General features: G+C 66.7%; 27 protein-coding genes. 8 read left to right on the top strand and 19 right to left on the bottom strand.

The genetic code is table 11. The features are described 5' to 3' along the window. Nucleotides 1-159 precede the first annotated feature (159 nt). Nucleotides 160-699 (top strand): Smr/MutS family protein, encoded by a 540-nt coding sequence (locus EKL94_RS02295; RefSeq protein ID WP_088025603.1) that lies wholly within the window; start codon nt 160-162, stop codon nt 697-699. Between the two features lie 99 nt (nt 700-798). Here the strand turns inward: EKL94_RS02295 and truD are convergent, their stop codons facing one another. From truD to EKL94_RS02245, 10 genes are all read right to left on the bottom strand, one after another. Next, nucleotides 799-1,830 carry a tRNA pseudouridine(13) synthase TruD gene (truD, locus tag EKL94_RS02290; protein ID WP_126927823.1) on the bottom strand — a complete coding sequence of 344 codons (1,032 nt, stop codon included), beginning with the start codon at nt 1,828-1,830 and terminating at the stop codon, nt 799-801. Next, nucleotides 1,827-2,324: a 2-C-methyl-D-erythritol 2,4-cyclodiphosphate synthase gene (gene ispF / locus EKL94_RS02285; RefSeq protein WP_126927822.1), complete on the bottom strand. Its 498-nt coding sequence runs from the start codon at nt 2,322-2,324 to the stop codon at nt 1,827-1,829. The genes truD and ispF overlap by 4 nt, the downstream gene beginning before the upstream one ends. A gap of 34 nt (nt 2,325-2,358) precedes the next feature. Then, entirely contained in the window at nt 2,359-3,057 is a 699-nt protein-coding gene (gene ispD / locus EKL94_RS02280) for a 2-C-methyl-D-erythritol 4-phosphate cytidylyltransferase (RefSeq protein WP_126927821.1), read from the bottom strand. Next, a complete protein-coding gene (gene ftsB / locus EKL94_RS02275; RefSeq protein WP_032130117.1) occupies nt 3,054-3,407 on the bottom strand; it encodes a cell division protein FtsB in 354 nt (117 codons plus the stop codon). The genes ispD and ftsB overlap by 4 nt, the downstream gene beginning before the upstream one ends. 4 nt (nt 3,408-3,411) lie before the next feature. Beyond that, entirely contained in the window at nt 3,412-4,704 is a 1,293-nt protein-coding gene (gene eno / locus EKL94_RS02270) for a phosphopyruvate hydratase (RefSeq protein WP_126927820.1), read from the bottom strand. A gap of 96 nt (nt 4,705-4,800) precedes the next feature. Continuing rightward, the gene (locus tag EKL94_RS02265) at nt 4,801-5,130 is read right to left on the bottom strand and encodes a hypothetical protein (protein WP_126927819.1); all 330 of its coding nucleotides are present in this window, start codon (nt 5,128-5,130) and stop codon (nt 4,801-4,803) included. Further along, complete coding sequence (locus tag EKL94_RS02260) at nt 5,130-5,477, bottom strand: hypothetical protein (RefSeq protein ID WP_126927818.1); 348 nt, start codon at nt 5,475-5,477, stop codon at nt 5,130-5,132. Before EKL94_RS02260 ends, EKL94_RS02265 begins: the two co-directional genes overlap by 1 nt. Further along, entirely contained in the window at nt 5,474-6,304 is an 831-nt protein-coding gene (gene kdsA / locus EKL94_RS02255) for a 3-deoxy-8-phosphooctulonate synthase (protein WP_014036736.1), read from the bottom strand. The genes EKL94_RS02260 and kdsA overlap by 4 nt, the downstream gene beginning before the upstream one ends. Nucleotides 6,305-6,393: 89 nt before the next feature. Beyond that, on the bottom strand, nt 6,394-8,058 hold the full coding sequence (locus tag EKL94_RS02250) for a CTP synthase (protein ID WP_126927817.1): 1,665 nt from the start codon (nt 8,056-8,058) through the stop codon (nt 6,394-6,396). 400 nt (nt 8,059-8,458) lie between these two features. Continuing rightward, nucleotides 8,459-8,692, bottom strand: a complete 234-nt coding sequence (locus tag EKL94_RS02245) for a hypothetical protein (protein WP_005416022.1) — start codon at nt 8,690-8,692, stop codon at nt 8,459-8,461. Between the two features lie 172 nt (nt 8,693-8,864). Between EKL94_RS02245 and parE the strand changes: the two genes are divergently transcribed. The 3 genes from parE (at nt 8,865) to EKL94_RS02230 (ending at nt 13,155) form a co-directional block, all read left to right on the top strand. Next, complete coding sequence (parE, locus tag EKL94_RS02240) at nt 8,865-10,754, top strand: DNA topoisomerase IV subunit B (RefSeq protein ID WP_126927816.1); 1,890 nt, start codon at nt 8,865-8,867, stop codon at nt 10,752-10,754. A gap of 216 nt (nt 10,755-10,970) precedes the next feature. After that, nucleotides 10,971-11,549: a GNAT family N-acetyltransferase gene (locus EKL94_RS02235; protein WP_126927815.1), complete on the top strand. Its 579-nt coding sequence runs from the start codon at nt 10,971-10,973 to the stop codon at nt 11,547-11,549. Between the two features lie 109 nt (nt 11,550-11,658). Further along, complete coding sequence (locus EKL94_RS02230; RefSeq protein ID WP_126927814.1) at nt 11,659-13,155, top strand: S10 family peptidase; 1,497 nt, start codon at nt 11,659-11,661, stop codon at nt 13,153-13,155. A 379-nt stretch (nt 13,156-13,534) separates the two neighbouring features. On the opposite strand, the gene EKL94_RS02225 is transcribed toward EKL94_RS02230, so the two are convergent. Together EKL94_RS02225 and EKL94_RS02220 are read right to left on the bottom strand one after the other, a co-directional pair. Further along, the gene (locus tag EKL94_RS02225) at nt 13,535-14,656 is read right to left on the bottom strand and encodes an inorganic phosphate transporter (protein WP_126927813.1); all 1,122 of its coding nucleotides are present in this window, start codon (nt 14,654-14,656) and stop codon (nt 13,535-13,537) included. 13 nt (nt 14,657-14,669) lie between these two features. Next, nucleotides 14,670-15,296: a DUF47 domain-containing protein gene (locus EKL94_RS02220; RefSeq protein ID WP_006431321.1), complete on the bottom strand. Its 627-nt coding sequence runs from the start codon at nt 15,294-15,296 to the stop codon at nt 14,670-14,672. Nucleotides 15,297-15,588: 292 nt separating this feature from the next. On the opposite strand from EKL94_RS02220, the gene EKL94_RS02215 reads away from it, so the two are divergent. Both EKL94_RS02215 and EKL94_RS02210 read left to right on the top strand, forming a co-directional pair. Next, nucleotides 15,589-16,893: a hemolysin family protein gene (locus tag EKL94_RS02215; protein ID WP_126927812.1), complete on the top strand. Its 1,305-nt coding sequence runs from the start codon at nt 15,589-15,591 to the stop codon at nt 16,891-16,893. Beyond that, a complete protein-coding gene (locus EKL94_RS02210) occupies nt 16,877-17,536 on the top strand; it encodes an exopolysaccharide biosynthesis protein (RefSeq protein WP_126927811.1) in 660 nt (219 codons plus the stop codon). The genes EKL94_RS02215 and EKL94_RS02210 overlap by 17 nt, the downstream gene beginning before the upstream one ends. A gap of 105 nt (nt 17,537-17,641) precedes the next feature. Here EKL94_RS02210 and EKL94_RS02205 read toward each other — a convergent pair whose 3' ends face one another. The 4 genes from EKL94_RS02205 to EKL94_RS02190 form a co-directional block, all read right to left on the bottom strand. Beyond that, a complete protein-coding gene (locus EKL94_RS02205; RefSeq protein ID WP_126927810.1) occupies nt 17,642-18,139 on the bottom strand; it encodes a pyridoxamine 5'-phosphate oxidase family protein in 498 nt (165 codons plus the stop codon). 68 nt (nt 18,140-18,207) lie between these two features. Further along, the gene (locus EKL94_RS02200; protein WP_126927809.1) at nt 18,208-19,203 is read right to left on the bottom strand and encodes an LLM class flavin-dependent oxidoreductase; all 996 of its coding nucleotides are present in this window, start codon (nt 19,201-19,203) and stop codon (nt 18,208-18,210) included. Between the two features lie 223 nt (nt 19,204-19,426). Beyond that, entirely contained in the window at nt 19,427-20,194 is a 768-nt protein-coding gene (locus EKL94_RS02195) for a sulfurtransferase (RefSeq protein WP_126927808.1), read from the bottom strand. Between the two features lie 365 nt (nt 20,195-20,559). Beyond that, nucleotides 20,560-20,925: a DUF6164 family protein gene (locus EKL94_RS02190; RefSeq protein ID WP_049413235.1), complete on the bottom strand. Its 366-nt coding sequence runs from the start codon at nt 20,923-20,925 to the stop codon at nt 20,560-20,562. 70 nt (nt 20,926-20,995) lie between these two features. On the opposite strand from EKL94_RS02190, the gene EKL94_RS02185 reads away from it, so the two are divergent. After that, nucleotides 20,996-21,430 carry an FKBP-type peptidyl-prolyl cis-trans isomerase gene (locus tag EKL94_RS02185; protein WP_126927807.1) on the top strand — a complete coding sequence of 145 codons (435 nt, stop codon included), beginning with the start codon at nt 20,996-20,998 and terminating at the stop codon, nt 21,428-21,430. Beyond that, nucleotides 21,417-22,664: a TIGR03862 family flavoprotein gene (locus EKL94_RS02180; RefSeq protein ID WP_126927806.1), complete on the top strand. Its 1,248-nt coding sequence runs from the start codon at nt 21,417-21,419 to the stop codon at nt 22,662-22,664. The genes EKL94_RS02185 and EKL94_RS02180 overlap by 14 nt, the downstream gene beginning before the upstream one ends. A gap of 37 nt (nt 22,665-22,701) precedes the next feature. On the opposite strand, the gene EKL94_RS02175 is transcribed toward EKL94_RS02180, so the two are convergent. From EKL94_RS02175 to EKL94_RS02165, 3 genes are all read right to left on the bottom strand, one after another. Further along, nucleotides 22,702-23,163 (bottom strand): GNAT family N-acetyltransferase, encoded by a 462-nt coding sequence (locus EKL94_RS02175; RefSeq protein WP_126927805.1) that lies wholly within the window; start codon nt 23,161-23,163, stop codon nt 22,702-22,704. Between the two features lie 84 nt (nt 23,164-23,247). Further along, nucleotides 23,248-24,870 carry an FMN-binding glutamate synthase family protein gene (locus tag EKL94_RS02170; RefSeq protein WP_049420983.1) on the bottom strand — a complete coding sequence of 541 codons (1,623 nt, stop codon included), beginning with the start codon at nt 24,868-24,870 and terminating at the stop codon, nt 23,248-23,250. Nucleotides 24,871-24,925: 55 nt separating this feature from the next. Then, nucleotides 24,926-26,212 (bottom strand): nucleotide sugar dehydrogenase, encoded by a 1,287-nt coding sequence (locus EKL94_RS02165; RefSeq protein ID WP_126927804.1) that lies wholly within the window; start codon nt 26,210-26,212, stop codon nt 24,926-24,928. Between the last annotated feature and the right edge of the window lie 77 nt (nt 26,213-26,289).

The raw sequence follows: 26,289 nt of genomic DNA, 5'->3' as shown, positions 1-26,289 counted from the left end.
GTGTGGGCGGGACCGTCGTACTCCCCTGCGGAAGCCGTCGACCCTGCAAGGGCATCGTCTATTGTGCCGCATGCGAGCCGCCGGTCCTACCCTGCCGGCGGTCACGACCGACATCGAACCGTCATAGGCAGACCTGCGCCGGCGGTTTACCCTGTGCGCATGTCGCACCCTGAAGACGAAGATCCGGCCGCATTGTTCCGTGCGGCCATCGGCGAAGTGACGCCGCTGCGCAAGGATGCCGAGCCGGCACCGGCTGCGCCCCGGCCGAAGCCGCGCGCGCGCATGGCCGAACGTGACGAGGCCGAAGCCGCCGGCGAGTTCGCCCGGCTGCTGCGCGACAGCACGCCACTGGAAGCCGGCGACGTGGCCAGCTATCGCCGCGACAACCTGCCACCACGCCTGTTCCAGCGCCTCAAGCGTGGCCAGTACTCGGTGCAGGACGAGCTGGACCTGCACGGCGCCACTGCGTCGCAGGCGGAGACGCTGCTGCGCCAGTTCCTGCTGGAAGCGCATGCACACGACTATGGCTGCGTGCGCATCATCCATGGCAAGGGCCTGCAGTCCGATGGCGGTGCGCCGGTACTGAAGAACCTGGTCGATCGCCTGCTGCGGCTGCGCAACGACGTGCTGGCGTTTCATTCGGCGCCGACCGGGCAAGGCGGTACCGGCGCGATGCTGGTGCTGCTTGCACGGCGGTGAGGTAACGCATCCACGCATGGCGTGGATCTACTGTGGCGAGCGGAGGAAAGTAGATCCACGCCATGCGTGGATGCTCTTCGCCTCCGTTCCCTTTTTCTGTCAGGACTGCGAGGCGTCTTCGACCGGGCCGAGCTCGTGCAGCACGGCGGTGGCGTAGCAGCCCGGCGGCAGCGCGAAGGACAGCTCCAGCACGTCATCGGCCAACCATTGGTGCTGCAGCAGCGCCGGGCGCAGGCGCAGCGCGCGGCGCTCCTGCTTCAGGCGTGCGTCTTCCAGGCCGGTCCGCAGTGCCTTCGACTCTTCGTCGTCCAGCGCGGCCAGCTCCAGCTCGCGTGCCGCATCGGCGCTGCGCAGCTCGCCTTCGCCCCACAGCGGCGCGCTGGGATGGATGTCGAAACGCGCCAGGCGCTCGGCCAGCACGTCGGTGTACGGCTCGGGTCCGAACACGCTGCGGCTGCCATCGAGCATCCACACTTCACCCTCCAGCGGCTGATCCCAGTTGCCCTGCTCCACACGCGCAGCCAGCACGCGGTTGAACAGCGCCGAACGAGCAGCTGACAGCAGCAGCGAACGCTGATCCTTGCGCATGCGGCGGCCACCGAACATCGCCAGTGCCGCCGGCACATTGCCGCCGTCGCGCCCAAAGCGCTGCTCGCCGAACCAGTTCGGCAAGCCGCGCTCGGCAATCTGCTGCAGGCGTTCGCTGATCGCTGCGGCATCGCCCTGCACTTCGCGCAGCACCAGCTTGAAACGGTTGCCGGCCAGTGCGCCACGCTGCAGCTTGCGGTTGTGCCAGGTCGCTTCGAGTACTTCGATCTCGTCACTGGCCAGCTCGGCCAGGTCCGGTGCAATGCGCTTGGGCAGGTGCACGCTGAAACGCTGGGTGGTGACCGCGTGGCGGTCTTTCATCCCGGCGTAGCTCACCGCCATTTCCGGCAGGCCCGCCCACTTGGCCAGTACCTTGGCCACATGCACGGTATTGGCACCGCGCTTGCGGATGTGCAGCAGCAGGTGCTCGCCTTCGCCGGTGGCCTCGAAGGCCGGCAGCTCGTCGACCTGGAAATCGTCCGGCGTAGTGCGGATGCGCGCCGTCAACAGCGGCGCGCCAAACGCCAACGGCAGCGGAATCATGCCGCCACCAGCAACACGACCGCCTGTGCGGCGATGCCTTCACCGCGGCCGGTGAAACCCAGTTTTTCCGAGGTGGTGGCCTTGACGCTGACCGCATCCAGCGGCAGCTGCAGCAGGCCACCGATGCGCTCACGCATTGCCAGCGCATGCGGGCCAACCTTCGGCCGCTCGCAGATCACGGTGATGTCGGTGTTGCCGACGCGCCAGCCGCGCTCACGCAGCAGGCTGTCGCAGTGGCGCACGAAATCGCTGCTGTCGGCGCCCTTCCAGCGGTCGTCACTCGGCGGGAAATGCTGGCCGATGTCACCCAGCGCCAGCGCGCCAAGCATCGCATCGCACAGGGCGTGCAGGATCACGTCGCCATCGCTGTGCGCGAGCACGCCGCAGCTGTGCGGCACGTTCACGCCGCCGAGCATGATGTGATCGCCTTCACCGAAGGCATGGACGTCGTAGCCCTGGCCGATGCGGACGGGCGGGAACAGTGCGGTGCTCATGGATGCAACCCTTGCTACAGGGCCGCGCGGACGGTCAGCCGGCGCGGCGGGAAAGTACGAATTCGAACCGGTCCAGATCGGCCGGGGTGGTGACCTTGAAGTTGTCCTCGCTGCCTTCCACCAGCAGCGGGCGCTGGCCCTGGCGCTCCATGGCCATGGCCTCGTCGGTGACTTCAACACCGGCGGCAGCGGCGTCGGACAGTGCGCGGCTGAGCTGGTGGCGGCGGAACAGCTGTGGTGTCAGTGCACGCCACAGGCGCTCACGCGGCTCGGTGCCATCAATGCCACCGTCGTCGCCCGCACGCTTGAGGGTGTCGCGCACCGGTGCAGCCAGGATCGCCCCGACCGGATCGGCACGACCGACTTCAAGCAGGCGGCCAAGATCGGCCAGGGACAGGTTGGGTCGCGCCGCATCGTGGACCAGCACGAACTCATCGGCGCGCACCGACTCCGGCAGCGCCTGCAACCCAGCCAGCACCGAGGCGGCACGGGTGGCACCCCCGATGCAGGTCAGCACCGGCTTGCCGGACCATTCACTCCAGCCCGGCCAGTCGACGTCGTCCTGGCCGATCACCACCATCGCACCAGCCACGGCCGGGTGCGCCAGCAGTGCATCCAGGGTATGGGCGAGCAGGATCTGCCCACCTGCCTGCAGGTACTGCTTGGGCAGCGGCGCACCGAAGCGGGCACCGCGGCCGGCGGCCGGAACCACCACCCAGATCGCCGCGCTCATGGCACGTCCGCCGGGTGTTCGCCGGCCTGGGCAGTGACGCCAGCAGCAGGCTGCGCCGGGTGGACCGGTGCATCCTCGACCACGCGATAGAACTTCTCGCCGGGCTTGATCATGCCCAGTTCGCTGCGTGCGCGTTCCTCGATGGCGGACTGGCCTTCCTTGAGGTCCTTCACTTCGGCAGCGAGCGCGTCGTTGCGCTGCTGCAGACCCTCATTGTCCCGCTCCTGGTTGGCGACCTGGGCTTCGAGCATCATCACTTCACCCGAATTGCCCGGACCGAACCAGAAGCGGTACTGCAGCCAGCCCAGCAGCAGGGCCAGCACCAGCAGCATCCAGCGCCAGTCGCGCATCGGCTCAGCGCTTCAGCGAAACGAACGCGTCACGACCGGCGTAACGCGCGCCGGCGCCGAGGGCTTCCTCGATGCGCAGCAGCTGGTTGTACTTGGCCACGCGATCGCTGCGGCACAGCGAGCCGGTCTTGATCTGGGTGGCGGTGGTGGCCACTGCGATGTCGGCGATGGTAGTGTCTTCGGTTTCGCCCGAACGGTGCGAGACCACTGCGGCATAACCGGCGCGGTCGGCCATGGCGATCGCTTCCAGGGTTTCGCTCAGGGTGCCGATCTGGTTGACCTTGATCAGGATCGCGTTGGCGGTGCCCGAGTCGATGCCTTCCTGGAAGATCTTCGGGTTGGTCACGAACAGGTCGTCACCGACCAGCTGGACCTTCTTGCCGATGCGGTCGGTCAGCAGCTTCCAGCCAGCCCAGTCGTTCTCGGCCAGGCCGTCTTCGATCGTGATGATCGGGTACTGCGCGGCCCAGTCGGCGAGGAAGTCGACGAACTGCTCGGAGGTCAGGCGCTTGTTCTCGCCGATCAGGTTGTACTTGCCGTTCTCGAAGAACTCGCTGGAGGCCACGTCCAGGCCCAGCAGCACGTCTTCGCCTGCGGTGTAGCCGGCCTTGCCGATCGCTTCAAGGATGGTGTCCAGCGCTTCGACGTTGCTGCGGAAGTCCGGTGCGAAGCCGCCTTCGTCGCCGACCGCCGTGCTCAGGCCGTGGCCCTTCAGCACCGACTTCAGCGAATGGAAGATTTCGGTACCGGCACGCAGCGCTTCGGAGAACGAGGTGAAGCCGACCGGCAGCACCATGAACTCCTGGAAGTCGACGTTGTTGTCGGCGTGCGCGCCGCCGTTGATGATGTTCATCATCGGCACCGGCAGCGACGGGGTCACGCCGGTCTTGGCGGCCAGGTACTGCCACAGCGCCTGCTTGTTCGATGCGGCAGCGGCGTGCGCGGCGGCCATCGAAACACCCAGCAGTGCGTTGGCACCCAGGCGGCCCTTGTTCTCGGTGCCGTCGAGGTCGATCAGGCGACGGTCGAGGCCGGCCTGGTCGGTGGCTTCAAAACCCTTCAGCGCGGCGGCAATCGTGGTGTTGACGTTGTCGACGGCCTTGCGCACGCCCTTGCCCAGGTAACGGGTCTTGTCGCCATCACGCAGCTCGACCGCTTCCTTGGTGCCGGTCGAGGCGCCGGAGGGAACCGCGGCGCGACCGAACGAACCGTCCTCCAGGATGACTTCGGCTTCCAGCGTGGGGTTGCCACGACTGTCGAGGATTTCACGGGCGTGGATGCTGCGGATCGTACTCATGGTCGGACCGGTTACCTGTCTGGAGAGGGGGCGACAAAACGAATGCCGCGTGATTATCCCCGGCTGCCCGCCACTTGCCAAATGGCGTGGGCGGCTTCAGCCCCAGCTGGACCCGATCACGATCAGGACCATCGACACCAGCATCACCAGCAATGCACCAGCAATCGCTGCCAGGATGGGGCCACGCCGCCGTCGCCAGGCCAGCACCATCGCCACCGGGCTGCCCAGGAAGGACAGCACCATCGTGACCAGCGCGCCCAGCAACCACCACTGTGTGGCCTGCACGCCGTTGTTCCCGTCCCCCGGCGGCCGGAAACCGGACGTGAAGGCCAGCACGCCCACCACCAGGGCGATCCAGGTCAACACGGACAGCCCCAGGGCGATCAGGCCCCAGGGCCAGCCACGCGCCGATGTGGTCGTATTCATCAAAGCAATCCGTAGAACAGGGCGCCCAGCCACAGCGAGAGCAGGATGATCGCCAGCCCAGCCGTGACCTTGCCGCGATTCAGCCGCCAGGCCAGCACAGCGGCAGCGACGCATCCCACGGCACCGAGCAGCTCTGCCACCAGCAGCGCAATGAAGTACGCCCGCAGATCGAGTGCGCTGCTGCCATCACCGGGTGGCCGCACGGACGCGGCGCCGATCAGCGCCAGGCCGAACATGCCCACGGTGAACAGCACGGCCAGGCCCAGTGCGATCAGGCCCCACGGCCACTGTTTCCAATGCCGGCGGTGACGCTGGGTTTCCAGCGCCAGCCACGGGTCACGACTCACGCGAAGCGCGAGAAGCCATGCTTCTTGGTCACCGCATCGAGTTCCATCAGGGTCTCGAGCAGCGCTTCCATCTGGTCCAGCGGCCATGCATTGGGGCCATCGGACAGGGCCTTGGACGGGTCCGGATGGGTCTCGGCGAACAGGCCGGAGATGCCCACCGCCACGGCGGCACGGGCCAGCACCGGCACGTGCTCACGCTGGCCACCGGAACTGGTGCCCTGCCCGCCCGGCAACTGCACCGAATGGGTGGCGTCGAACACCACCGGGCAACCGGTATCGCGCATCACCGCCAGCGAACGCATGTCGCTGACCAGGTTGTTGTAGCCGAAGCTGGCACCGCGTTCGCAGACCATGATCTGCTCGTTGCCGGTGGCCTTGGCCTTCTCCACGACCGGCTTCATGTCCCACGGCGCCAGGAACTGGCCCTTCTTGATGTTGACCGGCTTGCCGGCCGAGCACACCTTGCGGATGAAGTCGGTCTGGCGGACCAGGAACGCCGGGGTCTGCAGCACGTCCACCACCGAGGCCACTTCGTCCATCGGGGTGTATTCGTGGACGTCGGTCAGCACCGGCACGCCGATCTGCTTCTTGACCTCGGCCAGGACCTTCAGGCCCTCTTCCATGCCCGGGCCACGGAATGCGGTGCCCGAAGTGCGGTTGGCCTTGTCGAAGCTGGACTTGAAGATGAAGTTGACGCCGAGCTTGTCGGTGACTTCCTTCAACTTGCCCGCGGTATCGAGCTGCAGCTGCATCGACTCGATCACGCAGGGGCCGGCGATCAGGAACAGGGGCTGGTCCAGCCCGACCTCGAATCCACACAGTTTCATGGCGTTTCCTTGTTGTCCGCGGCACCGGCCGGGCCGGTGCGCTGGGGGTTGAAGCGTGCAAGATGGGGGCCGGCGGCCCCCATCACAAGTCAGGCGCGGGCTTCCTGCAGCAGCTTGCCACCGGCCTTGCGCTCGCGCGCGGCACGGATGAAACCGATGAACAGCGGATGGCCGTCACGCGGCGTGGACAGGAATTCCGGATGCGCCTGGCAGGCCAGGAACCACGGGTGGGCATCGCGCGGCAGCTCGATCACTTCCACCAGGGTGTCGTCCATCGACTTGCCGGCGATCACCAGGCCGGCATCTTCCAGCTGGGTGCGGTAGCGGTTGTTGAACTCGTAGCGGTGGCGATGACGCTCGGCGACCACGTCCTTGCCGTACAGCTCGCGGGCCAGCGTGCCCGGCTTCAGGCGCTGCTCCTGCAGGCCCAGGCGCATCGTGCCGCCCAGGTCGCTCTTGTCGTCACGCTTCTCGACATCACCGGCCGCGGTCCGCCACTCGGTGATCAGGCCGATCACCGGGTTCGGCGACTGGCGATCATTCTCGGTGCTGTTGGCACCCTCCAGGCCGACCACGTTGCGCGCGTAATCGACGACGGCCGCCTGCATGCCGTAGCAGATGCCGAAGTACGGCACGTGCTGCTCGCGGGCGAACTTCGAGGTCTGCACCTTGCCTTCGAAACCACGGTCACCGAAGCCACCCGGCACCAGGATGCCGTCGACATCGGCCAGTGCGGCCATGTCGGTGCCTTCCAGGTCCTGTGCTTCCAGCCACTTCAGGTTGACCTTGGTGCGCTGGCGCAGGCCACCGTGCTTGAGCGCTTCGCCGACCGACTTGTAGGCATCCTGGTGATCGACGTACTTGCCGACCACGGCGATGGTCACTTCGTCCAGCGGGTGCAGGGTCGCATCGACCGCGTCTTCCCACATCGACAGATCGACCGGACCGACCTTGTCGGCCAGCTTCAGCTGGTTGACCACGATCTCGTCCAGGCCCTGCGCGTGCAGGCCCGACGGAATGCGGTACAGCACGTCCACGTCCGGCACGCTGATCACGGCGCGCTCGGAGACGTTGGTGAACTGGGCGATCTTGCGGCGCTCCGAATCCGGCACCGCCTGTTCCGAACGGCACAGCAGCACGTCCGGCTGGATGCCGATCGAGCGCAGTTCCTTCACCGAGTGCTGGGTCGGCTTGGTCTTCAGCTCACCGGCGGCGCCGATGTACGGCACCAGGGTGAGGTGCATGAACAGCGCCTTCTCCGGGCCACGCTCGGTGCGCACCTGGCGGATCGCTTCCAGGAACGGCAGCGACTCGATGTCGCCGACGGTACCGCCGATCTCGACCAGGGCCACGTCGTAGCCTTCGGTGGCTTCGTCGATGCAGCGGCGGATCTCGTCGGTGATGTGCGGAATGACCTGCACGGTTGCGCCCAGGTAGTCGCCGCGGCGCTCCTTGCGGATCACGTTCTCGTAGATGCGGCCGGTGGTGACCGAGTTCTTGCGGCTCAGGCGGGTGCGCACGAAGCGCTCGTAGTGGCCCAGGTCGAGGTCGGTCTCGGCGCCGTCGTCGGTGACGTAGACCTCACCGTGCTGGAACGGGCTCATGGTGCCCGGGTCGACGTTGATGTACGGGTCGAGCTTCATCATCGTGACCTTCAGGCCACGGGCTTCAAGAATGGCGGCCAGCGACGCGGCGGCAATGCCTTTGCCGAGCGAGGACACCACGCCGCCGGTTACGAAAATCAAGGGAGTCATGGCTGCAAGCATCCTGTCTGGAAATGGAAAACGGCAGCACCACGCGCACCCGGAGGGCGGGCATGGTGCTCAGAGGGGGTTTTCCGGTTCGCTGTGGCAGCGAGGGAGGTGCGGATCCGTGCGGCGGCAGGCGCCAGACGGGGACCACCGTGCGAGGTCGGGGCGGCCGTGCCGGTCAAATCGACCGTCACCTGCGACCCGCCATGCTGGAAGCCACGCTTGGCCGCTCCAGCCCATTCGCAAATGGTGGACACGCACTTACTCCCGGAAAGCCATAGTTTACAGATTGATGGCCGCCAACCCAAGAGGCAGATGGCACGCCACTAAAAAGAAACGCCCCGCAAAGCGGGGCGTTCCGGAGCGCAACCCTTGTCGCAAGGGCGCCTGGCAGGTTGCGGGATCAGCGCTTCTTACGCGCTTCTTCCTCTTCTTCCTGCTGCGGGGCCGGCTGGCCCTGCGCCTTCATTTCGGCATTGGCCTGGGCCCGACGCTTGGCCTTGGCATCGGCCTCGGCCTGCGCCTTGTCGGCCTGGTCACCCTGCTGCGGGGCCGGCTGGCCGGCGTTCTGCGCCACCACCAGCGGCACTGCAACGGCGGCAGCGGCCAGGATCGCAATGGTCAGCAACTTCTTCATGAGGTCCTCCTCGCGGTATGGCTTGGATGTTTCGACCCAACGGGGGTCGCCGGCATTCAGATTCCAGCGGCTGCCATTTTACCCCCTCTGCGTCGCCGAGACTGAACCGCAGGCGTGCAAAATCCCGTGCCAGACCCCACACTTGCCCGTCGCTCCAAGCTTTCGAAGACAGATGAACGCCCGCTATAACGCCGCCGATATTGAAGTCCTGTCCGGCCTTGACCCGGTCAAGCGCCGTCCCGGCATGTATACCGACACCGCGCGCCCGAACCACCTGGCGCAGGAAGTGATCGACAACTCGGTGGACGAGGCCCTCGCCGGCCACGCCCGCTCGATCGAGATCACCCTGTACAAGGACGGCAGCGTGGAGGTCAGCGATGACGGCCGTGGCATGCCGGTGGACATCCATCCGGAAGAGAAGATCCCGGGCGTCGAGCTGATCCTGACCCGCCTGCATGCCGGCGGCAAGTTCAGCAACAACAACTACACCTTCTCCGGCGGCCTGCACGGCGTCGGCGTCAGCGTGGTCAACGCGCTGTCGACCCTGGTGGAAGTGCACATCAAGCGCGAGGGTGCCGAACACCGCATCACCTTCCGCAACGGCGACCGCGCCACCCCGCTGGAAGTGGTCGGCAGCGTCGGCAAGAAGAATACCGGCACCCGCGTGCGCTTCTGGCCCGACCCGAAGTACTTCGACACGCCCAAGTTCGCGGTGCGCGCACTCAAGCACCTGCTGCGCGCCAAGGCCGTGCTGTGCCCGGGCCTGACCGTGAAGCTGACCGACGAAGCCACCGGTGAAGTCGATACCTGGTACTACGAAGACGGCCTGCGCGATTACCTGAAGCTGGAGCTGGGCGATCGCGAGATGCTGCCGGCCGAGCTGTTCGTCGGCAACCTGAAGAAGGACACCGAAATTGTTGACTGGGCAGTGGCCTGGCTGCCGGAAGGCGAGCTGGTGCAGGAAAGCTACGTCAACCTGATCCCCACTGCCCAGCACGGCACCCACGTCAACGGCCTGCGTACCGGCCTGACCGAGGCGCTGCGCGAATTCTGCGACTTCCGCAACCTGCTGCCGCGTGGCGTCAAGCTGGCCCCGGAAGACGTGTGGGACCGCGTGTCGTTCGTGCTGTCGCTGAAGATGACCGACCCGCAGTTCAGCGGCCAGACCAAGGAACGCCTGTCCTCGCGCCAGGCGGCCGGTTTCATCGAGGGCGCCGCCCACGATGCCTTCAGCCTGCTGCTGAACCAGAACGTGGAGCTGGGCGAGAAGATCGCGCAGATCGCCATCGAACGCGCCAGTGCGCGCCTGAAGACCGAAAAGCTGGTCGTCCGCAAGAAGGTCACCCAGGGCCCGGCCCTGCCCGGCAAGCTGGCCGACTGCATCAGCCAGGACCTGTCGCGCACCGAGCTGTTCCTGGTGGAGGGTGACTCGGCAGGCGGCAGCGCCAAGCAGGCGCGTGACAAGGACTTCCAGGCGATCCTGCCGCTGCGCGGCAAGATCCTCAACACGTGGGAAGTGTCCTCCAACAGCGTGCTGGCGTCCGAAGAAGTGCACAACCTGGCCGTGGCCATCGGCTGCGACCCGGGCAAGGACGATATTGCCGGCCTGCGCTACGGCAAGGTGGTGATCCTGGCCGACGCGGACTCGGACGGCCTGCACATCGCCACCCTGCTTACCGCGCTGTTCCTCAAGCACTTCCCGGCGCTGGTCGATGCCGGCCACGTGTTCGTGGCGATGCCGCCGCTGTTCCGCATCGACGTGGGCAAGCAGGTGTTCTACGCCCTGGACGAGGAAGAAAAGCGCTCGATGCTGGACAAGATCGAACGCGAGAAGATCAAGGGCGCGATCAACGTCACCCGCTTCAAGGGCCTGGGCGAGATGAATCCGCCACAGCTGCGCGAGTCGACCATTCACCCCGATACGCGCCGCCTGGTGCAGCTGACCGTGGACGATGGCGAGCAGACCCGCTCGCTGATGGACATGCTGCTGGCCAAGAAGCGCGCCTCCGACCGCAAGGGCTGGCTGGAGTCGAAGGGCGATCTGGCTTCGCTGGAAGCCTGATCCGGCGCGGGGCCGGATCCGTTTCCTGCTGGAAAACGGCTCTGACCCCGTCACCCGGTAGTGCCGGCCGCTGGCCGGCACCCTCGGCATCTGCGTGATTCAGGCAGATCTGCCTGCCAGCGGCCGGCACTACCGGTTCATGCGCCCTTGGCATTACGCCCCCATCGGCAAACCCGGCGGCGCCATAATGCGCGTCCATCCGCGTGGACCATCGTATTGGCCAGCCACTCGCTGCTGTTCCCGGGCCTGCCGCTGCACAGCGCGCGCCTGGTCCTGAGCCCGATCCGCCGCGACGATGCGGCCGCCCTGTTCGCGATCCAGTCCGATCCGAACGTGATGCGGTTCTGGAACCACCCGGCGTGGACACGACCGGCCGAGGCGCGCGCGCAGATCGATGATGATCTGGCTGCACAGGCCACCGGCACCCAGCTCAAGCTGGCCGTGCGCGAAACGCTGGACGGCCCGTTGCTGGGCATCTGCGTGGTGTTCGCCCTGGACCGCGATGCCGCTCGTGCCGAGATCGGCTACCTGCTGGCCCCCGACAGGCAGGGCCAGGGCTACATGCACGAAGCGCTGCAGCACCTGCTGGACTACCTGTTCCAGACCCTGCGCCTGCATCGCGTGGAAGCCGAAGTCGACCCGCGCAACCGGCCCTCGGCCCATGTGCTTGAACGGCTGGGCTTCCACCTGGAGGGGGTGCTGCGGCAGCGCTGGCGCATCCAGGGCGAACTGTCCGATTCGGCGGTATACGGCCTGCTGGCTGACGACGACGTGCGCACCCCCCTGCCCGCTTGACCCAATCTGGCCAGTGGCGGCCTCGACGCGCGGCCATGCCTTTGGACACATACGGCATGCCCGCCACCGGCCTAGCATCGGAACCCCCTTCCGCTGCCAATCCGGTGCCATGAAGTCCCTGCTGCATACTGCCGCGCTCTGCGTCGGCCTGCTCATCGCCCCTGCCAGCGTGCTGGCCGCGCCTGACGCCGAGGCCAAGCCCGACCCGAAAGACGACAAGACCGAGGCGCCTGCGCTGCCCGCCGATGCGTCGGCCCGCCAGAGCATGCGCTTGGCCGGCCGCACCCTGGACTACACCGCCACCGTCGGCACCCTGCCGGTGCGCGATGCCAAAGGCAAGGTGATCGCCGATGTGGTGTTCACCGCCTATACGATGCCGGGCAAGGACCGGCCGGTGACCTTCGCGCTCAACGGCGGCCCGGGTGCATCGTCGGTCTATCTCAACATGGGCGCGATCGGGCCCAAGGTGGTCACCTTTGGCTCGGAGGGTGACAGCGCCTCGGCACCCGCCACCCTGCACGACAACCCCGGCACCTGGCTGGACTTCACCGACCTGGTGTTCATCGATCCGGTCGGCACCGGCTTCAGCCGTGCGCGCATCGGCGACGACGAAGCGAAGAAGCAGCTGTACAACCCCAGCGCCGACATCGAGTACCTGTCGCGCTCGATCTACGACTGGCTGCTGCGCAACCAGCGCATGGGCGCACGCAAGTACCTGACCGGCGAGAGCTATGGCGGCTACCGCGGCCCGCGCATCACCCACTTCCTGCAGACCCGGCTGGGCGTGGCGATGAACGGCCTGGTGCTGGTCTCGCCGTACCTGAGCCCGACCCTGGAAGACAACGCCGATGTGTCGCCGATGGCGTGGATGCAGACGCTGCCGTCAATCGCCGCCGCGCACCTGGAGCGCCAGGGCAAGTTGACCGATGCGGCGATGCGTGAGGTGGTGGAGTACACCCGCGGTGACTACGCCACCGCGTTGATGAAGGGCCGCAGCGATCCGCAGGCGACCGAGGCGATGCTGCGCCGGGTCACCGAGCTGACCGGGCTGGACCCGCAGTTCGTGCGCCGCGCCGGTGGCCGCCTGGAGACCCAGGCCTATCTGCGTGAGGTGTTCCGCGACAAGGGCACGCTGGGCAGCCGCTACGACTCGAACGTGACCGCGTTCGATCCGTTCCCGAATGATCCGGAGCAGCGCGCCAATGATCCGCTGCTGGACAGCATCATTGCGCCGACCACCACGGCGATGGTCGACTTCGTGACGCGCGTGGTGGGCTGGAAGGTGGATGCGCGCTACCAGGCGCTGAACTACGACGTGAACCGTCTGTGGGACCGCGGTGGCGAGCTGCGCCAGGGGGCGGTGACCCAGCTGCGGCAGGCGGTGGCGATCGATCCGCATCTGCAGGTGCTGATCGTGCATGGCTGGAATGACCTGTCGTGCCCGTTCATGGGGTCGATCCTGACGGTGGACCAGATGCCGGCGATGGGCAGCAATCCGGACCGGGTGCAGGTGCGCAGTTATCCGGGCGGGCACATGTTCTACAGCCGGGCGGACAGCCAGGCGGCGTTCCGCAAGGATGTGCAGGCGCTGTTCCAGCGTAATTGAGGGGTTCGGCCGGGCCTGCGGCCCGGCACCCGCCGGATCAACGGCAACTGCAACTGCAACGGCAACGTCAAAAGCAGGGTTTCCGTGGGTTGGCGGGGTGGGATAGGCAGGCGGGGGACGGCAAAAACTGCTCCTGCGTGCCTCGTAGAGCGCCATCCATGGCGCTCTGCGCCCCCGCCTGCCCATCCCACCCCGCCTTCGACAGTTTCCGTGCGCTGTTGGCGGGTGCCGACCGTTGGTCGGCACGGGATCGGATCCTGTTTCTGCTCTGGTAGGTGTCGACCTTGGTCGACACGATGTGTGCGGAAAAATTCTTTGCCCATGAAAAAAGCCCGCCGGTATCCGGCGGGCTTTTTCGTTTGCAACCTTGGCGTGGCGATCAGGTCCAGCCGAACAGCTCGAACAGCTTCAGGATCAGGTACGCACAGCCACCGGCTGCCGGGATGGTCAGGATCCAGGCCCAGACGATGCGTTCGATCACGCCGAACTTCAGCGAGCGCGGGTTCTTGGCGAAGCCGACGCCCATGATCGCGGTGGAGATGCTGTGCGTGGTCGAGACCGGCATGCCGAAGTGGGCGGCCAGGGTCAGGATGGTGGCCGAGCTGGTCTCCGCGGCGAAGCCGTGGATCGGGTGCAGCTTGACCATCTTGTGGCCCAGGGTCTTGATGATCTTCCAGCCGCCCGAAGCGGTACCGGCAGCCATCACCACCGCACAGGTCAGCACGATCCACATCGCGATGCCGTCACCAGCATGCGCATCCGGGTGCATGAAGGCCAACCAGGACGGCAGGTCGTTCAGTGCGCCGGTCGCCTCGGCACCGATCAGGGTCATCGCGATGATGCCCATGGTCTTCTGCGCATCGTTGTGGCCGTGGGCGAAGCCCATGTAGGCCGCCGAGGCGATCTGGGCCTTGCCGAAGAACGCGTTGACGATGCGCGGGCGGGCCAGGCGGCCGATGGCACCACCGATCTTGGCCAGGCCGGCGATCAGCGCCCACAGCAGCACCATCACCACGATGCCGAGCACGAAGCCGGCGATCGGCGAGGTGATCATCGGCACGAACACCTTCCACAGCAGGCCCTTGTTCTGCGCCCAGCTGCCCAGGCGCTCGGACCAGATCAGCGCGTCCCAGTTGTTGTGGGCCGCGGCCAGGCCGGCGCCGCACAGGCCGCCGATCAGCGCGTGCGAGGACGAGGACGGCAGGCCCTTCCACCAGGTAATCAGGTTCCAGATGATGCCGCCCAGCAACGCGCACAGGATCACCTGCGGGGTGACATCCACGACGTTGGTATTGAGCAGGCCGGAGGCGATGGTCAGCGCCACCGCGGTGCCGGTCAGTGCACCGAGCAGATTCATGACCGCGGCCAGCATCACCGCCCAGCCGGGCGAGAGCACCTTGGTCGCCACCACGGTGGCAATGGAATTGGCGGTGTCGTGGAAGCCGTTGATGAACTCGAAGACGAGCGCGGCCAGGATCACCACCAGGACAAGGGTCAACATGCGGCGGCGTCCGTCAGCTGTTCTTCAACACGATCTGGTACGCCACCACGCCGGCCTCGCGGCAGCGGTCGATGGCCTTTTCCAGGATCTCGAAGAATTCCTTCAGCAGGAACATCTGCAGGTTGTCCAGGCGGCCCGAATAGATGTCGCGGTACAGCTCGAGCATCAGGCGGTCGGCCTCGTTCTCCAGCGAGCGCAGCTTCTCGTTGAGCGCGGTCATCCGGTCCAGGTTCATGTGGCGCAGGTCGGCCACCATCTCCACCACCACGCTGGCGGCCTGTTCCAGCATCGCCGCGCGCGGCGCGAAGTCGATGTGTTCCAGGTGGGTCGTGGCCAGCGAATAGCGATCGGCGAACTTCTCGATCTGCTTGGGAATCTTGTACAGCGCCGAACCCAGCGCTTCGATGTCCTCGCGCTCGATCGGGGTCATGAAGCTGTCCACCAGCGCCTGGCTGATCTTGTCCGAGGCCGCGCGTTCGCGCAGGCGGGCCAGCTTGAAGGCGTCCAGCGCGGGCTGGCGGTCGGCCTCGCGCAGCATGGAGTGCAGCGCCTTGGCGGCGTCGGAAGCCGCGACGGCGGCCTCATCAAGCAGGGTGTAGAACTGTTTGCCGGAACCGAAAATGGTCTGCAGAGAGAACATTGAGAAACCTGTCAGCCGTCGCGGGAAGGACGGCACCAGGACGAATTATGACGGCTAGATGACCATCTCGGGTATCCCCGCCCCCTTTCGGGGCTCTGGAACCCCCAACCTGAACAGGCGGTTGCCACCCTGCCACGCCCCTTTGCTAAGATGCCAGCGCGCCTTCGGGCGCACCTTATGGACGACGACCCTTATCCCCCTGCGCCGCGCCGGACCCCGTTCCTGAGCGCCAGCCGCCATCGCAAGCACCCGCCCTCCCTGCCACCAACCGGGGACGACGCCCGTGTTTGAAATGATCCTGATTGTCTTCGCGCTTGTTCTGCTGAACGGCTTCTTCGCCATGTCCGAGATGTCGGTCATGACCTCGCGCAAGAGCCGCCTGAAGCAGATGGCCGCCACCTCCAAGCGCGCGGCCAAGGCGCTGGAGCTGTCGGAGAAGCCGGAAAGCTTCCTGTCCACCGTGCAGATCGGCATCACCGTGATCGGCGTGCTGACCGGCTATCTCGGCGGTGAGGCGCTGGGTGAGGCCTTCGGCGGCTGGATCCAGGGCCTGATGCCGGGCTTTGCCTATGCCGGCAACATCGGCACCGCGCTGGCGGTCAGCCTGATCACCTTCATCACGTTGATTTTCGGCGAACTGGTGCCCAAGCGCCTGGCGCTGACCCGCTCCGAGGCCATCGCCGGCCTGGTCGCGATGCCGATGAGCTGGCTGGCCAAGCTGGCCCTGCCCTTCGTCTGGCTGCTGTCCAAGACCACCCAGCTGGTATTGCGCCTGTTCGGCCTGGGCAAGGATGAAGTCGCCTCGGTGACTGAAGAAGAAATCCGCATGCTGGTGGCCGAGAGCCACGAGGCCGGCGTGATCGACGCCCACGAGCGCGACATGATGAACCGCGTCATGCGCCTGGGCGACCGCACCGCCGACAGCCTGATGACGCCGCGCAACCGCATCGCCTGGCTGGATACCCAGGCCGGGCTGGAACGCAACCTGGAAATCATGGCCGAGCACGAGTTCTCGCGCTACCCGGTGCTGCGCGACAACGACATGGACGTGGTCGGCGTGCTTGAACTGAAATCGCTGGCCACGCGCATGGCGCGCGGCGACAACGCGCTGTTCCAGACCCTGCGCGAACCGCTCTATGTCTCCGAATCGACCCACGCGATGAAGCTGCTGGAGATCTTCCGCGAGGAACAGCAGTCAATGGCGCTGGTGGTGGACGAGTACGGCGAGATCCAGGGCCTGGTGACCATCAGCGACCTGATGGGCGCCGTGGTCGGCCGCCTGCAGGCAGTGGAAAATGCCGACGAAGATGCGCTGGTGGTGACCCGCGAGGACGGCTCGCTGCTGGTGGACGGCTCGCTGCCGATCGAGGACCTGCGCGAGCTGATCGGCAGCAACGACCTGCCCGATGCCGAGGATGGCGACTACTACACGCTGGCCGGCATGTGCATCCACTACTTCGGCCGCATCCCGCACGCAGGTGAATACTTCGACTGGGCCGGCTGGCGCTTCGAGGTGGTCGACCTGGACGGTGCACGGGTGGACAAGCTGCTGCTGCGCACGCTGTCCGACGAGCAGGCCGATGAGCTCACCGCCTGAGGCCGGCCAGGGTCCGGGCGAGCAGCGCCCGGCCTACCGTAACGAGGGCATCCGCACCCTGCTGGAGATGTTCGCCTCCGGCGACCCGGCCGAGCACATGCCGCTCGGCCAGATCCTGTGCAACCTGCAGCAAAGCGCGTTCGGCGTGTTCCTGTTCGTGGCGATCCTGCCGTCGTTCATCCCGATCCCGGGCATGGGCGGCGCGGTCAGCGGCCCGCTGGTGATCCTGATCGGCCTGCAGATGCTGTGCTGCCTGCGCAGGCCCTGGCTGCCCGGCTTCATCGCCCGCCGCGGGCCAAAGCGCAGCACCATGCACCGTTTCCTGGACCGCATCGACCGCCCGCTGCGGCGCCTGGACAAGATGCTGAAACCGCGCCTGCCGCAGCTGCTGACACCGCTGCCCGCCCACGCCTTCACTGGCCTGCTGCTGGTGTTGCTGGGCCTGCTGCTGTCGCTGCCGATTCCCTTCACCAACTTCCTGTTCGGCTTCCAGCTGCTGCTGTTCTCGCTGGCACTGCTGGAACGCGATGGCGCGCTGATGCTGTTCAACTGGATCGCGGCGCTGGCCGCGATCGCGTTCTTCGGTTTCAGTTCGGGGCAGCTGGTGGGCTATACGGTGGAGTTGTTCCAGCGCTGGTTCTGAGCACCGGAATTCACCGGGGTCGCCCCCATCCACGCATGGCGTGGATCTACTGGGAAACACGCGTGCCTGGAATCAGTAGATCCACGCCATGCGTGGATGAAGCTCTCAGCGCAGGTCGATGAACCCGTTGTCGGCCAACGCCGCCGGCTCATCCTGCACCGCCGACAGCACGAAACTCAGCGCCGTGCCCAGCAGCGTGCCCGGCCCATCCCAGTACTCGGCCGAGTCGGCACGCACCTGGATCAGGCGCAGGTTCGGGTCGTCCTTGCCGCCCGGGAAGAACAGCTTCATCGCCGGTGACCACAGCGCCTCGATCTTCGCGCGATCATCGACAACCCGCGCGCGCCCCGCCACAGACACGTAGGTGTTCTTCGATGGCGAGGCATAGGCCACGTTGACGCGCGGATCGAGCGCGATCTCGGCCACCTTCGGGCTGTCGGCAGTGATGACGAACCACAGGTCACCGTCGAAAGTGACCTGCTGGGTGGCCAGCGGCCGGCTGTAGAGCCGTCCGTCGACGCCGGTGGTGGTGAACATCGCCACCTCCACGTCCTTGATCAGATCTGCCAGCTGGGCGATGTGTTCGGCGCGGGTGTCGGCCATGAGGGGGCTCCTTCGATATGAGCCCCCATCAGACGCGGTTCGGCCGCAATGGGCCGTGACGCAATTGTTCAGCCCGCGTGGCGGGCGTGCCAGGCCTGCATGGTCAGTTCGAACGAGCGCAGGCGCGCGCGGTGGTCGTACAGGTTGGCGGTGAGCATCAGCTCGTCGGGCTTGTGCCGTTCAACGAACGCGGCGATGCCATCGGCCACCTGTTGCGGATCGCCGAGGACGGTGCAGGCCAGTGCCCGCTCCACGCCCAGTTTTTCGTGCGGCTCCCAGAAGGACTCGATGTCGTCGATGGGTGCCGGAATCTTGCCCGGGCGGCCGCGACGCAGGTTCACAAAACTCTGCTGCTGGCTGGTGAACAGGCGCCGCGATTCGGCTTCGCTGTCGCTGGCAACGACGTTCAGGGCCAGCATCGCGTGCGGCTGCTTCAGCGTGGCCGAGGCGCGGAACTCACGGCGGTACACCGCCAGCGCTTCGTCCATCACGTCGGGCGCGAAATGCGAGGCGAATGCATACGGCAGGCCCATCGAGGCGGCCATGCGCGCACCGAACAGGCTCGAACCGAGGATCCAGGTCGGCACCCGCAGGCCGCCACCGGGAACGGCCTGCACCGCCTGCCCGGGCTGTACCGGCTCGAAGTAGTGCAGCAGCTCGCGCACGTCCTGGGGAAACTGGTCGGCGCTGTCGAAATAGCGGCGCAGTGCACGCGCGGTCGGCTGATCGGTGCCCGGCGCACGGCCCAGGCCAAGGTCGATGCGGTCCGGATACAGCGAGGCCAGCGTGCCGAACTGCTCGGCCACCTGCAGAGGCGCATGGTTGGGCAGCATGATGCCGCCGGCACCGACGCGGATGCGCTTTGTGCCACCCGCCACGTGACCGATCAGCACGGCGGTGGCCGCACTGGCGATGCCGGGCATGTTGTGGTGTTCGGCCAGCCAGTAGCGGCGGTAGCCCAGCGCATCGGCGTGCTGGGCCAGTTCCAGCATGTTGGCGAAGGCAGCGGTGGTGTCACTGCCCTCGCAGACCGGGGCCAGGTCAAGGATCGACAACGGGATCATCAGGCGTTTTTCCGTCACAGGATCCCCCATGCATGGGGACGGCCGGGCGCGGCGGCCAGTGACGGTGGCGGGATGCTGATTCCCGTGGGGCGGGTTCAGGGCTGGCTGCGCCGATCCGGGGTGCCCTGATCCGCGCCAAGCGCGATTGGTAGTGCCGGCCGCTGGCCGGCATACAGGTAGATGGCTTCGCAGCCAGCCAGCGGCCGGCTCTACCGGGGAAGCATCAGAACGCGCTGGGGCGCGGCTCGGCCAGCGGCTGGTCAACCATCGGCTTCAGCTCGGCATCCAGCGCCACGCGCTCATCGAACACGAAGCAGCGGCCTTCGTAGCCTTCGCCGCCCACCTCCTCGAAGTAGCCGAGGATGCCACCATCGAGCTGCAGCACGTTGTCCATGCCGTCGTTGACCATCCACAGCGCGGCCTTCTCGCAGCGGATGCCGCCGGTGCAAAAACTGACCACGGTGCTGTCCTTCAGCGCTTCGCGGTGCGGCGCCAGCGCCTCGGGCAGGTCGGTGAACTTGTGGATGGGCAGCACCAGCGCATCCTTGAAGGTGCCGTACTCCACTTCCTGCAGATTGCGCGTATCGAGCATCACCACCGGCTTGCCGGCGTCGTCATGCCCCTGCCGCAACCAGCGTTGCACCGTGGCCGGATCGATTGCCGGCGCGCGCGGATAGTCCAGCGGCTGACCGTCGTCACGGCGGAAGCTGATGATCTCGTCCTTCACCTTCGCCTTCAGCCGCGCGAACGGCTGATGCTCACTGAGGCTGGTCTTGACCCGCATGTCGGCAAAGCGCGCGTCAGAACGCAGTGCCGCGTAGAAGTTCTCGATCGCCTCCGGCGCACCCGCCAGGAACAGGTTCAGCCCCTCGCCCGCCACCAGGATCGTGCCCCGCAGCTGCGCCGCCTCGGCACGCGCCAGCAACTGGTCGCACAGGGCCTGGGGAGCGTCGATGACGGCGAAATGGTAGGCGGCGGTATTGGCGATCATCCTGGCATTTTAGCGCCAGACCGCCCCAGGGTCAGATTTTCACGTTCATCCACCCGTGGCGTGGATCTGCGACAGATCACGGGAACTGTCAGAGGCAGGGCGGTGTGAGCAGGCGGGACCGTTGGCGCCATGGATGGCGCCATCGAGCCCCCAAGGGTGAGGGCGCTTTGCTTGCGAAGCACTGCTTCGCAAGCGCCCGAACGCACAGTCGCCAGCGGCTGGGCCGGACCGCGGAGCGGGGTTTACGGCGTGTCCCGCCTGCCCACACCGCCCTGCCCACCACAGATTGCCTGCGGTTGCTGTTGCTGTTGCCGGCCAGCGGCCGGCACTACCGCGGGTGCCGGGTGCAACCCGGCCGAAACCCCTTACCCCCGCAACAGCACGAACGGCAGCAATACCAGCGCAGCCGCACCGGCCATCGCCAGCAGCACCAGCACCACATACCCCGGTCGGCGCCGGAACAGGCTGCCGAAGGTCTCCGCCGTGCCCTCGCGCAACGCCTGCTCGCGCTCGGCCCGGATGCGCGGCCCGCGTTCGGCCTGGTACTCCGCCATCAGCGCCTTCGCACGCAGATGATCGGCGTCCTCACGTAGCCACAGGCCGCCGTTGGAAATGCCCCAGGGGCTGGGTTCGGTGCGATACCAGGCGATGCCATGCTGGTCGAGCAGCGTGCAGACATCGGCATATTCGTCGTCGCCGACATTACGCAGATTGAGCAGGAGTTTTGCCATGCCCCCATGATACCCGGCGCCGATGCGCTACCCTTGCCGCCCTCGCCCTGCGCCCTTCTGGAGACGCCCGATGCGCCGCCTGCTGCTTCCCCTGCTGCTGTCCCTCGCCGCCGCCGGCTGTTCGACCGAACCGTCCGGCCCGCCGCCCGGCGGCACCCTGACCACCTTCGAGCGCATCGATACCGTGCCCGGCACCGGCACCGAGGCCGTCTCCGGCAGCAAGGTGACCGTGCACTACACCGGCTGGATCTACGACAACCGCACCGAGAGCAAGCACGGCAAGACCTTCGACAGCTCGGTCAGCCGTGGCGAACCGTTCACCTTCGCGCTCGGCGCCGGCCAGGTCATCCGCGGCTGGGATGAGGGCGTGGCCGGCATGAAGGTCGGCGGCAAGCGCACGCTGATGATCCCGCCGGACTACGGCTACGGCGACCGCCGGGTCGGCCCGATCCCGGCTGGCTCGTCGCTGGTGTTCGACGTCGAGCTGCTCGATGTCAAACCGTAATACCGCAACGCCCCATCGGGTCGCCGTCATCGGCGGTGGCCCGGCCGGCCTGTTCGCCGCCGAGCGCCTGCGCGCCGCTGGGCTGGACGTGGACCTGTACGAGGCCAAGGGTTCACCCGGCCGCAAGTTCCTGATCGCCGGCAAGGGCGGCCTCAACCTCACCCACTCCGATCCGCGGCCGCTGTTCGACAGCCGCTACCGCGAGCAGGCCGAAGTGGTCGGTCGCTGGCTGGATGGCTTCGACGCGCAGGCGCTGCGTGACTGGGCCGCCGGCTTCGGCGTGGAGACCTATGTGGGCAGCTCCGGCCGCGTATTCCCGGTCGACCGCAAGGCAGCGCCATTGCTGCGCGGCTGGGTGCGCCGCCTGAAAGAGCAGGGTGTGCGTCTGCACGCCAACCACCGCTGGATCGGCTGGGGCAACGACGGCACGCTGCGCTTCGCCACAGAGGCGGACGAGATCGACGTCCACGCCGATGCCACTGTGCTGGCCACGGGCGGCGGCAGCTGGCCGCAGCTGGGCAGCGACGGTGCCTGGGTCGCGCCACTGCAGGCGCGTGGCGTGGACATCGCACCGCTGCAGTCGGCCAACTGCGGTTTCGACGTGGACTGGACCCCGTTCTTCGCCCAGCGCAATGCCGGTGCGCCGTTGAAGCCGGTGGTCGCGCACTGGGTCGACCTGGCCGGACAGCCACAGTCGCTGCAGGGCGAATGCGTGGCCAGCGAGTACGGCATCGAAGGCAGCCTGATCTATGCGTTGGCGGCGGACCTGCGCGAGACCATCAACCGCGATGGCCACGCGATGCTGTGGCTGGACCTGGTGCCGGGCCGCGACGAGGCGCGCCTGCTGGCCGATCTGTCGCGCCCGCGCAAGGGCCGCAGCTTCGGCGAGCACCTGCGCCGCCAGGCCGGCCTGGATGCAGTGAAAGCCGCACTGGTGTTCGAGATTCTGGGTAAAGAAGCGGGCAACGACCTGCCTGCCGTGGCGGCTACGCTCAAGCGCCTGCCGCTGCGCCTACAGCGTCCCCGGCCGATGGCCGAGGTGATCAGCACCGCCGGTGGCGTGCGCCTGGATGCGCTGGATGATGGCCTGATGCTGCGGACAGTGCCCGGCGTGTTCTGCGCCGGCGAGATGCTGGACTGGGAGGCACCGACGGGTGGCTACCTGTTGACCGCGTGCTACGCCAGTGGCCTGCGTGCTGCGGAAGGCGTGATCGGGTGGATGGCGGAGCGGTGACGCCTGCCTTGTAGAGTCGAGCAAGCTCGACGCTACATCACCACGGCCGGCGCATGCTCACCGAGGCCAGCGCCACGCCGCTGGGATGCGGGTAAGTCTCTTCGCGCACGCTGATGAACCCCTGCCGTTGATAGAACGGCACGGCATTGAGCGAGGCTGACAGCACCACCTCATGCTCAGGATCGGCCATCGCCAGCAGGCGCTGCATCAGCGCCTGGCCAATGCCCTTGCCGCCACGATCCGGATCGACGAACAACGCATCGACTTCATTGGCATCGGTATCAATCACACCGAAGCCGAGCAGGACACCCTGCCCGTCCTCGGCCACCACGCAGCCGCCCTGCCCCAGCAGCCGTGCGTACTGCGACGGCGGCGGCGAAGCCGACCACGGTGCGATGATCTCCGCCGGATAGTGGCTGCTGCAGGTCTCGCGAACGCAACGCGTGCGCAGTGCCCACAGCGTGGCGACATCGTCCATGGTGCCGGTCCTGAACTGCATGATGCCTCCTTGTAGCGTCGAGCCATGCTCGACAGTTCTTCGTTCCAGAAAGGCAGTCGAGCATGGCTCGACGCTACAGGGGCGTTATCGCGACTTGCTGGCGCGCAGTGCCTGGATCTTCGGAGGCGGCTGGAACGAGTCACTGCGTGCATCTGCCCAGAACGCATGGAACACCGCATGGTCGGGCACCTTGTGCAGCAGCTCGCCCGGTTCCAGGTAGCGGTACAGCGAGGCCAGCGAACGGATCTCCACCGGCGAAACACGGCGCAGGATGTGTTCCGGCCCCAGTTCAGCCGGATCATTCAGGCCTGCGGCACACAACAGTTCCTTCAAGGCATGCAGCGTGTGCTCGTGGTAGCTGTACACACGGGTGGCCTTGTCCGGTGCATCCAGATGCTTCCAGCGCGCAGGATCCTGGGTTGCGATGCCGGTCGGGCACTTGTCGGTGTGGCAGCTCAGCGATTGGATGCAGCCCAGCGCGAACATGAAGCCTCGGCCGGCATTGCACCAGTCGGCTCCCAGCGCGATGGTCCGCGCGATGTCGAACGCACTGGTGATCTTGCCGGCCGCACCGATGCGGATGCGATCGCGCAGGTCGAGGCCGACCAGGGTGTTGTGCACCAGCAGCAGCGCCTCGTGCATCGGCACGCCGACATGGTCGACGAACTCGGCCGGTGCCGCACCGGTGCCGCCCTCGGCGCCGTCGACTACGATGAAATCCGGCAGCAACCCGGTTTCCTGCATCGCCTTGGCAATACCGAACCACTCCCACGGGTGGCCGATCGCCAGCTTGAAACCGACCGGTTTGCCACCGGACAGCTCGCGCAGACGGGCGACGAACTGCAGCAGCTCGACCGGCGTCGAGAACGCCGAATGACGCGACGGCGACACGCAGTCCACCCCCATCGGCACGCCACGGGTCACCGAGATCTCGGCGGTCACCTTCGGCGCCGGCAGCACGCCACCGTGGCCGGGCTTGGCGCCCTGCGACAGCTTGATCTCGATCATCTTGACCTGATCATGGGTGGCATTGGCAACGAAGCGCTCCTCGCTGAAACCGCCCTTCTCGTCACGGCAACCGAAGTAGCCCGAGCCGATCTCCCATACCAGGTCACCGCCCATCTCGCGATGGTAGGGCGAGATCGAACCTTCGCCGGTGTCGTGGTAGAAGCCCCCTCGGCGTGCGCCTTCGTTCAGCGCGCGGATGGCATTGGCCGACAGTGAACCGAAACTCATCGCCGAGATGTTGAACACGCTGGCCGAATAGGGCTTGGCACAGTTCGGGCCGATCAACACGCGGAAGTCATGCTTGGCGATGGCGGTCGGTGCCAGCGAATGATTGATCCACTCGTAGTCCACCGCATAGGTGCTGCGCAGGGTGCCGAATGGCACCGTGTCCATCTCGTTCTTGGCGCGCTGGTAGATCAGTGCCCGCTGCTGGCGCGAGAACGGCACGTCTTCCAGGTCGCTCTGCACGAAGTACTGGCGGATCTCCGGGCCGATCGATTCCAGCCCGTAGCGGAAGTGCGCCATCACCGGATAGTTGCGGCGCAGCGTGCTGCGCTTCTGCAGCAGGTCCCAGGTCCCCAGCGCCACCATCGCGGCAGTCAGGCCGACGCCCCAATACCAGGCAGGCCAGATCGTGGCCAGCCACAGGCATATCGGGAACATCAGGATGGCGAGCAGGTAGACGATATACCGGTGCATGGCTTTCCTCGGTTGCAACTGCCCCCGAGTCTACCGCGACGCTCGCTGCCCGGGCTTACAAGCGATCGTCAACCACGTTGCGCGGCCAGGCCGATTTCACGTCGTAGACCAGGCCACCCGGCGCCAGCAGCCCCCGGATTGCGGATTCATCCATCGCCCTGAAACGGGCGTGGGCCACCGCCAGCACCACCGCGTCATAACGCCCCGCCGCGGGTTCGGCCAGCCAATCCAGGCCCTCGCCGGTCAATGCCGCAGGGCCGACCCACGGGTCGCTGACCTCCACCTGTGCACCGGCATCGCGCAGCCGTTGTGCCAGTTCCAGCGCGCGACTGTTGCGCAGGTCCGGGCAATCCTCCTTGAAGGTCACGCCCAGCACCAGGATGCGTGCGTCCGCCGGCGCGCGGCCGCGCTCGGCCAGCATCGCCAGCACCCGCGTCGCCACGTGCTCGCCGACGCGGTTGTTGACCTGTCGTGCGGTGTGGATCAGGTCCGGGTGGTAGCCCACGCTCTCGGACTTGTGCAGCAGGTAGTACGGATCGACGCCGATGCAGTGACCGCCAACCAATCCTGGCCGGAACGGCAGGAAATTCCACTTGCTGCCAGCGGCGTCCAGTACGTCCTGGGTATCGATGCCGAGCCTGTCGAAGATCAGGGCCAGCTCGTTGACCAGCGCGATGTTGACGTCGCGCTGGATGTTCTCGACCACCTTGGCTGCTTCGGCCACGCGCATCGACGGTGCCGGGAACGTACCGGCGGCGATGATGCGCTGGTAGAGACCATCGATTACCGCAGCGACTTCCGGTGTCGAGCCGGACGTGATCTTGCGGATGTCGGCCAAGCGCCGCTGGCGGTCGCCGGGACTGACCCGTTCCGGGCTGTAGCCGCAATAGAAGTCTTCGTTGAAGCGCAGGCCCGAACCCTGTTCCAGCAGCGGCACGCACACTTCCTCGGTGGTACCGGGGTACACCGTGGACTCGTAGATCACCAGATCGCCGGCGCGAAGATGACTGGCAATCAGCCGTGTCGCCGAACGCAGGGGCTCCAGGTCGGGCTGCTCGTATGCATCGATCGGGGTCGGCACGGTGACGATGTAGACATTGCAGGCATCGAGCAGTGCCGGATCGCTGCCGTACTGCAGCAGCTGCGCACTGGCCAGCTCGTCGGCTTCCATTTCCAGCGTGTGGTCCTGGCCGCTGCGCAGCTCGGCGATGCGACCGGCATCGATATCGAAGCCCAACGTCGGCCACTGCCGGCCAAACGCCACCGCCAACGGCAGGCCGACGTAGCCCAGGCCGATCACCGCAAACCGGGGTGCGTTGGCCGCCGCAACCGGCGCACTCATCGGCACATCCCGTGCAACGGATGCGATCGCACATACGCTGCCATGGCTTCGGCCAACACACTCATCTGCTGTACCAC

It is taken from the genome of Stenotrophomonas maltophilia (assembly GCF_003970865.1).
Taxonomy (GTDB): Bacteria; Pseudomonadota; Gammaproteobacteria; order Xanthomonadales; family Xanthomonadaceae; genus Stenotrophomonas; species Stenotrophomonas maltophilia_AR.
This window is presented reverse-complemented; position numbering and strand designations above follow the sequence as displayed.

Bases quoted from the DNA above. Each gene is read 5' to 3' on its own strand.
- EKL94_RS02295 (WP_088025603.1), top strand. From the start codon at position 160: ATGTCGCACCCTGAAGACGAAGATCCGGCCGCATTGTTCCGTGCGGCC.
- truD (WP_126927823.1), bottom strand. From the start codon at position 1,830: ATGATTCCGCTGCCGTTGGCGTTTGGCGCGCCGCTGTTGACGGCGCGC.
- ispF (WP_126927822.1), bottom strand. From the start codon at position 2,324: ATGAGCACCGCACTGTTCCCGCCCGTCCGCATCGGCCAGGGCTACGAC.
- ispD (WP_126927821.1), bottom strand. From the start codon at position 3,057: ATGAGCGCGGCGATCTGGGTGGTGGTTCCGGCCGCCGGCCGCGGTGCC.
- ftsB (WP_032130117.1), bottom strand. From the start codon at position 3,407: ATGCGCGACTGGCGCTGGATGCTGCTGGTGCTGGCCCTGCTGCTGGGC.
- eno (WP_126927820.1), bottom strand. From the start codon at position 4,704: ATGAGTACGATCCGCAGCATCCACGCCCGTGAAATCCTCGACAGTCGT.
- EKL94_RS02265 (WP_126927819.1), bottom strand. From the start codon at position 5,130: ATGAATACGACCACATCGGCGCGTGGCTGGCCCTGGGGCCTGATCGCC.
- kdsA (WP_014036736.1), bottom strand. From the start codon at position 6,304: ATGAAACTGTGTGGATTCGAGGTCGGGCTGGACCAGCCCCTGTTCCTG.
- EKL94_RS02250 (WP_126927817.1), bottom strand. From the start codon at position 8,058: ATGACTCCCTTGATTTTCGTAACCGGCGGCGTGGTGTCCTCGCTCGGC.
- EKL94_RS02245 (WP_005416022.1), bottom strand. From the start codon at position 8,692: ATGAAGAAGTTGCTGACCATTGCGATCCTGGCCGCTGCCGCCGTTGCA.
- parE (WP_126927816.1), top strand. From the start codon at position 8,865: ATGAACGCCCGCTATAACGCCGCCGATATTGAAGTCCTGTCCGGCCTT.
- EKL94_RS02230 (WP_126927814.1), top strand. From the start codon at position 11,659: ATGAAGTCCCTGCTGCATACTGCCGCGCTCTGCGTCGGCCTGCTCATC.
- EKL94_RS02225 (WP_126927813.1), bottom strand. From the start codon at position 14,656: ATGTTGACCCTTGTCCTGGTGGTGATCCTGGCCGCGCTCGTCTTCGAG.
- EKL94_RS02220 (WP_006431321.1), bottom strand. From the start codon at position 15,296: ATGTTCTCTCTGCAGACCATTTTCGGTTCCGGCAAACAGTTCTACACC.
- EKL94_RS02215 (WP_126927812.1), top strand. From the start codon at position 15,589: ATGATCCTGATTGTCTTCGCGCTTGTTCTGCTGAACGGCTTCTTCGCC.
- EKL94_RS02210 (WP_126927811.1), top strand. From the start codon at position 16,877: ATGAGCTCACCGCCTGAGGCCGGCCAGGGTCCGGGCGAGCAGCGCCCG.
- EKL94_RS02205 (WP_126927810.1), bottom strand. From the start codon at position 18,139: ATGGCCGACACCCGCGCCGAACACATCGCCCAGCTGGCAGATCTGATC.
- EKL94_RS02200 (WP_126927809.1), bottom strand. From the start codon at position 19,203: ATGATCCCGTTGTCGATCCTTGACCTGGCCCCGGTCTGCGAGGGCAGT.
- EKL94_RS02195 (WP_126927808.1), bottom strand. From the start codon at position 20,194: ATGATCGCCAATACCGCCGCCTACCATTTCGCCGTCATCGACGCTCCC.
- EKL94_RS02190 (WP_049413235.1), bottom strand. From the start codon at position 20,925: ATGGCAAAACTCCTGCTCAATCTGCGTAATGTCGGCGACGACGAATAT.
- EKL94_RS02185 (WP_126927807.1), top strand. From the start codon at position 20,996: ATGCGCCGCCTGCTGCTTCCCCTGCTGCTGTCCCTCGCCGCCGCCGGC.
- EKL94_RS02180 (WP_126927806.1), top strand. From the start codon at position 21,417: ATGTCAAACCGTAATACCGCAACGCCCCATCGGGTCGCCGTCATCGGC.
- EKL94_RS02175 (WP_126927805.1), bottom strand. From the start codon at position 23,163: ATGCAGTTCAGGACCGGCACCATGGACGATGTCGCCACGCTGTGGGCA.
- EKL94_RS02170 (WP_049420983.1), bottom strand. From the start codon at position 24,870: ATGCACCGGTATATCGTCTACCTGCTCGCCATCCTGATGTTCCCGATA.
- EKL94_RS02165 (WP_126927804.1), bottom strand. From the start codon at position 26,212: ATGAGTGCGCCGGTTGCGGCGGCCAACGCACCCCGGTTTGCGGTGATC.